The 5,591-nt window shown below is 67.3% G+C and carries 5 protein-coding genes and 2 pseudogenes; 5 read left to right on the forward strand and 2 right to left on the reverse strand.

Annotation, left to right across the window (positions count from 1 at the left end; translation table 11 throughout):
* Positions 1-1,116 (forward strand): annotated as a pseudogene (sppA, locus tag JCM9942_RS10045) (signal peptide peptidase SppA); the annotation flags it as partial.
* 76 nt (positions 1,117-1,192) lie between these two features.
* Here sppA and JCM9942_RS10050 read toward each other — a convergent pair.
* Positions 1,193-1,423, reverse strand: coding sequence for a hypothetical protein (locus JCM9942_RS10050; protein WP_054659417.1), 231 nt, complete (start codon positions 1,421-1,423; stop codon positions 1,193-1,195).
* A 92-nt stretch (positions 1,424-1,515) separates the two neighbouring features.
* Between JCM9942_RS10050 and JCM9942_RS10055 the strand changes: the two genes are divergently transcribed.
* From JCM9942_RS10055 to JCM9942_RS10070, 4 genes are all read left to right on the forward strand, one after another.
* Complete coding sequence (locus JCM9942_RS10055; protein ID WP_054659419.1) at positions 1,516-2,292, forward strand: SDR family oxidoreductase; 777 nt, start codon at positions 1,516-1,518, stop codon at positions 2,290-2,292.
* A gap of 89 nt (positions 2,293-2,381) precedes the next feature.
* Positions 2,382-3,437: a type 1 glutamine amidotransferase domain-containing protein gene (locus JCM9942_RS10060; RefSeq protein ID WP_054659421.1), complete on the forward strand. Its 1,056-nt coding sequence runs from the start codon at positions 2,382-2,384 to the stop codon at positions 3,435-3,437.
* 33 nt (positions 3,438-3,470) lie between these two features.
* Positions 3,471-4,184, forward strand: coding sequence for a response regulator transcription factor (locus tag JCM9942_RS10065; RefSeq protein ID WP_054659423.1), 714 nt, complete (start codon positions 3,471-3,473; stop codon positions 4,182-4,184).
* 9 nt (positions 4,185-4,193) lie between these two features.
* Positions 4,194-5,387, forward strand: coding sequence for a sensor histidine kinase (locus JCM9942_RS10070; protein ID WP_054659425.1), 1,194 nt, complete (start codon positions 4,194-4,196; stop codon positions 5,385-5,387).
* On the opposite strand, the pseudogene JCM9942_RS10075 reads toward JCM9942_RS10070, so the two are convergent.
* Positions 5,381-5,591: pseudogene (locus JCM9942_RS10075) on the reverse strand (DUF4124 domain-containing protein); the annotation flags it as partial. The gene JCM9942_RS10070 and the pseudogene JCM9942_RS10075 sit on opposite strands and share 7 nt — an antisense overlap.

Here is a 5,591-nt window from a genome sequence, read left to right on the forward strand (position 1 = left end):
CACGCTGCCCGAAGGCATCGCCGCGGCCGAGGGCGACCTGGCCCGGTTCGCGCTGCAGCAGAAGCTGGTCGATGGCCTGAAGACGCGCGAGGAAGTGGACACGCTGCTGACCGAGCGCGGGGTGGCCGACAGCGATGCCGACGGCGGCTATCGCCAGATCGCGCTGGCCGACTATCTGACCCAGATCGACGCCCTCCGCTCGCCGATGGACTCGCGTCCGCAGGTCGCGGTGATCGTGGCCGAAGGCGAGATCGCCGGCGGCGACCTGCCGGCCGGGCGTATCGGCGGGGTGTCGACCTCGGCGCTGCTGCGCGAGGCGCGCGACGATGAGGACGTCAAGGCGGTGGTGCTGCGGGTCGATTCGCCCGGCGGTGAGGTGTTCGCCTCCGAGCAGATCCGCCGCGAAGTGGATGCGCTCAAGGCCGCCGGCAAGCCGGTGGTGGTGTCGATGGGCGATCTGGCCGCGTCCGGTGGCTACTGGATCAGTATGAACGCCGATCGCATCTATGCCGACGAATCCACCATCACCGGCTCGATCGGCATTTTCGGGATGATTCCGAACCTGACCCGCAGCCTGGACAAGATCGGCGTGCATACCGACGGCGTGGGCACCACCCGCTTCGCCGGCGCGTTCGACATCACCCGGCCGATGGACCCGGCGGTGGGCCAGGTGATCCAGTCGGTGATCAACAAGGGCTATGCCGACTTCACCGGCAAGGTCGCGCAGGCGCGCAACAAGAGCGTCGAAGCGGTGGACGAAGTGGCCCAGGGCCGCGTGTGGAGCGGGGCGCAGGCCAAGGAGCGTGGTCTGGTCGACGCGTTCGGTGGCTCAAGGCCGCCGTGGCCGATGCCGCCACCCGCGCCAAGCTGGGCGAGTCCGGCAAGTACCGGGTGCGCTACATCGAGAAGGCCGCTACCCCGTTCGCGCAGTTCATGACCGGCTTTGCCGGCAGCCGCGCCGGGGCCTGGATGCTGGCCGATTCGGGTATCGCGCGGATGATGCTGGCCAAGCAGATGCCGGAGCTGGACACCCAGCTGCGCTTTGTCGAAGACGCGGTCAAAGACCGCAACGGTGCGCCGGTGAAGTCGCTGGCCTACTGTTTCTGCGGCCTGTGACCGGCCGCGCCTGATCCAACCGGGCCGCGTGGGCGGCCCCTTGGATGACCCCAGACGCCGCCCTTTCCGGGCGGCGTTACTGTTTGCGGGTATCGGCGCTGGCCGCATCCAGCGCGGCGCGCTGCGCCTTGGCGGCCTCATCCACGGCGGTCTGTGCGGCCTTGGCCTGTTCCAGCGGCCGGGCGATGGCCTCGCGCAGCGCGGTGGCTTGCGGTTCGGGAGGGCGTTCGGTGTCCGGTGGCTGCGGCTTGCCACAGGCCGAAAGAGCCGCTGTCGCCAGCAGCAGGATCAGCGCGGGAAATTTCATGGGCCGGCTCCGTGGATGACAGCGGCTATCCTAGCGCTATCGCCCAGGCGCGCCGTTTGTGGCGCTGCAGCGGCACAAACGAGGAGAATAGGGTGAACCCGCAACGCTGGCGACTGGATGGACAAACTGCCCTGGTGACCGGCGCCAGTGCCGGCATCGGCCTGGCGATCGCGCGCGAGCTGCTGGGGCTGGGCGCCGACGTGCTGATCGTCGGCCGCGATGCCGATGCGCTGGAAACTGTGCGTGATGAACTGGCCGACACCTTTCCCGATCGCGAGATCCATGCGCTTGCGGCTGATGTTTCCAGCGACGAGGACCGCCACGAGATCCTGGACTGGGTCGAAGACCACAGCGACGGCCTGCACCTGCTGGTCAACAACGCCGGCGGCAACGTCACCCGCGCGGCCAACGACTATTCCGAACAGGAGTGGCGCGGCATCTTCGAGACCAACCTGTTCTCGGCCTTCGAGCTGTGCCGTTACGCCCATCCGCTGCTGACCCGCCATGCGTCCTCGGCCATCGTCAATGTTGGCAGCGTGTCGGGCATCACCCATGTGCGCAGCGGCGTGGTCTACGGCATGACCAAGGCGGCGCTGCAGCAGATGACCCGCAACCTGGCCTGCGAGTGGGCCGAGGACGGCATCCGCGTGAACTCGGTGGCGCCGTGGTACATCCGCACCCGCCGCACCTCCGGGCCGCTGTCGGACCCGGACTACTACGACGAGGTGATCGCGCGCACGCCGATGCGGCGGATCGGCGAACCGGAGGAAGTGGCCTCGGCGGTCGGCTTCCTGTGCCTGCCGGCGTCGAGCTATGTCACCGGCGAATGCATCGCGGTGGACGGCGGCTTCCTGCGTTACGGGTTCTGAACGTACGCGCGGTGGATTGATCTTCGTTCTACATTGCCGCTGCATCGTGGTCGCGTCTTTGAAACAGGGCGTGACCCGGGGAGTGGAACATGTGGCGTTGGATCAAGCGGTTGTTGCTGGCCGTGACGGTAATCATGGCGGTGCTTGCGGTCGGTGCAGGCCTGTACCTGCACAGCCTGGATCTGGGCAGCCAGCCCCCGGTTGACCCGCGCAGCAGCGTGGCCGAGCTGGCGTTTGTGCGCGACGCGCCAGCACCGACGCGCGGCCGGATCTTGGCCGTGGTCAGCAGCGCCGGGCACTTCCCCGGCACCGGAAAGCCTGCCGGCTTTGAGCTCACTGAACTGTCGCGTGCCTATTACACCTTCATCGCCAACGGCTACGCGGTGGACATCGCCAGTCCGCAGGGCGGCTCCCCGCCGATGCGTGTGGATGACGAGGACATGGTCGCGGCCGACCACGCTTTCCTCAACGACGTGCCAGCGCGGGCCATGCTTGCCGCCAGCTTGCCGCTGGAGCAGGTGGATGCGTCGCGTTACGCAGCGGTGTACTTCGTCGGCGGCAAGGGGGCGATGTTCGATTTTCCCGGCAACACCGCGATCGCGCGGATCGTGCGCCACATCCATGGCGCCGGAGGAGTGATCGGTGCTGTCTGCCACGGCCCGGCGGCATTGCTTGATGTCACCCTCGACGATGGCACCTCGCTGCTGCAGGGGCGCAGTGTCACTGGCTTCACCAATGCCGAGGAACTGTTCCTGATGAAAGATGCGCGGCAGCGTTTCGATGCGCTGCTGCAGGATGCGCTGGTTCGGCGGGGCGCACGTTTCGTCGAAGGTGGCCTGTACTTGGACAACACCGTGGTCGATCGCCGGCTGGTGACCGGGCAGAACCCGTGGTCGACCTGGTCGGTGGCCGAGGCGATGGTGAAAGCGCTTGGCCATGTGCCAGTTCCGCGCGAGGCGACCGGAGAGGAGCAGGCGGTGAGGGTGATGGAGGCGTACCGCCGGGGCGGCATTGATGTCGCTTTGAAGGCCCTGCAGTCAGCCCCCGGGGCCGACAAACGATTGCTGCTGATGCATGCATTGGTGGCCGCGATGCAGGGGCATTGGGGCGATGCGTGGTACTTGCAACGCTTGGCGCATGGATGACTACACTCGCGGGGGAACCAACGGGAACAGACAATGATGCTGCGCACACCACCTCTGCGGCTGTTGCTGGTGGAAGACGATGTCGATATCGCTGCCGGCATCGGTGACTACCTTGGCAGCCATGGCGTGGTGGTCGACTTCGCCTACAACGCTGCACAGGCCCGTGCGCGTCTGCAGGCGCAGTCGTTCGACCTGCTGGTTCTGGACGTGAATCTGCCCGACCAGAACGGCATGGCGCTGTGTCAATCGCTGAAGTGCGAAGGTGGCTTGCGTTCGCCTGTGTTGTTCCTCACCGCGCGCGGTGCGCTGGATGACAAGCTTGCGGCATTCGCGGCCGGTGCGGTGGATTACATGGTCAAGCCGTTCGCGCCGGCGGAACTGTTGGCACGTATCCGTGCCATTGCCACGCACGCGGCGGACACCGGCAGCCTGCAGCTGCGCGTCGGCACCTACGTACTGGATATCCAGCGACACCTGCTGCAGCGCGACGGCGACCACGCGTTACCGTTGCATGCCACCGGCTTCGTGCTGATGCACGAGCTGATGAAGGCCTGTCCGGGTTTCGTGTCGCGACCGGCTTTGTGTGAGCGCCTGTGGCAGGGAGAGCCGCCGCATAGCGATCCGTTGCGCATGCATGTCTACCAGCTCCGACAGCACTGTCTGAGGGTATTCGGCACACCGCTGGTCGCCACTGTGCGCGGCGTCGGCTACCGCTTCAGTGAGGGGGCGACGGATGCTTCGGCGTAGCTGCGGCAGGTGCTGGTCCGCCGCTGGATGCTTTTTGGCGCATTGTTGTCGCTGCTGTTTGCCGGCGTCACCTTGCTGCTGTTGTTCGTGCTGGAGGACAGCTTCATCGACCGGCGGCTGCAGACGTTGGCGGCAACGCTGCCGGCAGGTGCGCAGGCAGTGCCCCTGCCTGTGCACTTCCAGTTGATCCCGCTCGCGCACCTCCCGGCACGGGAGCAGCAGCGACTGGGCGACCAGGCCGTCGGCACCATGGCGGAGTTCCGTCGCGATGATGGTCGTTACGCGCACGCGCTGGTGGTGCCGGCGGAAAACGGCACGCGTGCGGTACTGCTGTACGACGTGACCGGTGAGCTCACCGTCACCGCCGGCCTGCCGACCGGCCTGGCTTACGCCGCTGCGGTGTTCACGCTGACCTTGCTGTGCGCGTGGTTGCTGGCCAGTGCTTTCGTCGGCGGCGCGGAACGGCACGCGCGGCGATTGGTGGCGCAGGTGCGTGCGGCACCGGACCCGGCGAGCCTGGAGTCACTGGCGCGCGATGAACCGGTCAGCGAGTTCGCCGAGGTCCTGCAGCTGCATGCCGAGGTCTGGCGTGGCAGGCACGAGGTGGTCGAACGTGAGCGGGAAACACTGGCTTTCCTCGCGCACGAGCTGCGCACGCCGTTGCAGTCGGCGCGCACCAGTCTGGCTCTGCTGGAAGAAGCGGAGGCCGCATCGCCGGCGTTGCAGCGCCTGCAACGTGCGCTGTCGCGGCTGGAGCGCGCGGGCAACGCGATCCTCTGGTTGTCCAGCGAGACGACGCTGACGGGCCGCCAGTACACGCATGTTGCTTCAGCGCTGCGGCAGCTGACCGACGAGCTGCAGCCGCTGGCGGCGCTGCGCATGCAGTCCTTCCGCATCAGCGTCCCACCGGTATTGCAGTGGGATGCGCCGTGGGAGGCCGTCGAGACCCTGCTCGCCAACCTGCTGCTCAACGCGATCCAACATGGCGGTGCTGGAGTGATCGTAGTGGAGGCCGAAGCCTCGCGGGTGGAGATACGGAATCCGCCGGCGGCCAGCGATGCGCCCGGTTTCGGGCTCGGTCTGAGCATCGCGCAGCGGTTGGCCAGGCGTATTGGCTGGCAACTGGAGATGCACACGGCGGCGGAGTGGGTCTGCTGCGAATTGCATTGGCCGGACCGGCATCCGACCGGGCAGGATCAGTAGCCGCCGCAATCCTGATCCAGTCGCGCCTCGATGCCGCGTTGCTCGCGCACCAGCTGCTGGCGCTCGCTCTGCAGGGCGCTGTTGTAGCGGCGGATCAGTTCCCAGCGGCGGTCTTTCAGGCGCGCGCAGACTTCCTGCGGCGGCAGCGCATGGCAGCGGTCGCGCACCAGGGTCGAACCCAGCGGCACGATCGCGCCGCCCGGG

It is taken from the genome of Stenotrophomonas pictorum JCM 9942 (assembly GCF_001310775.1).
In the GTDB taxonomy this organism is placed as follows: Bacteria; Pseudomonadota; Gammaproteobacteria; order Xanthomonadales; family Xanthomonadaceae; genus Stenotrophomonas; species Stenotrophomonas pictorum.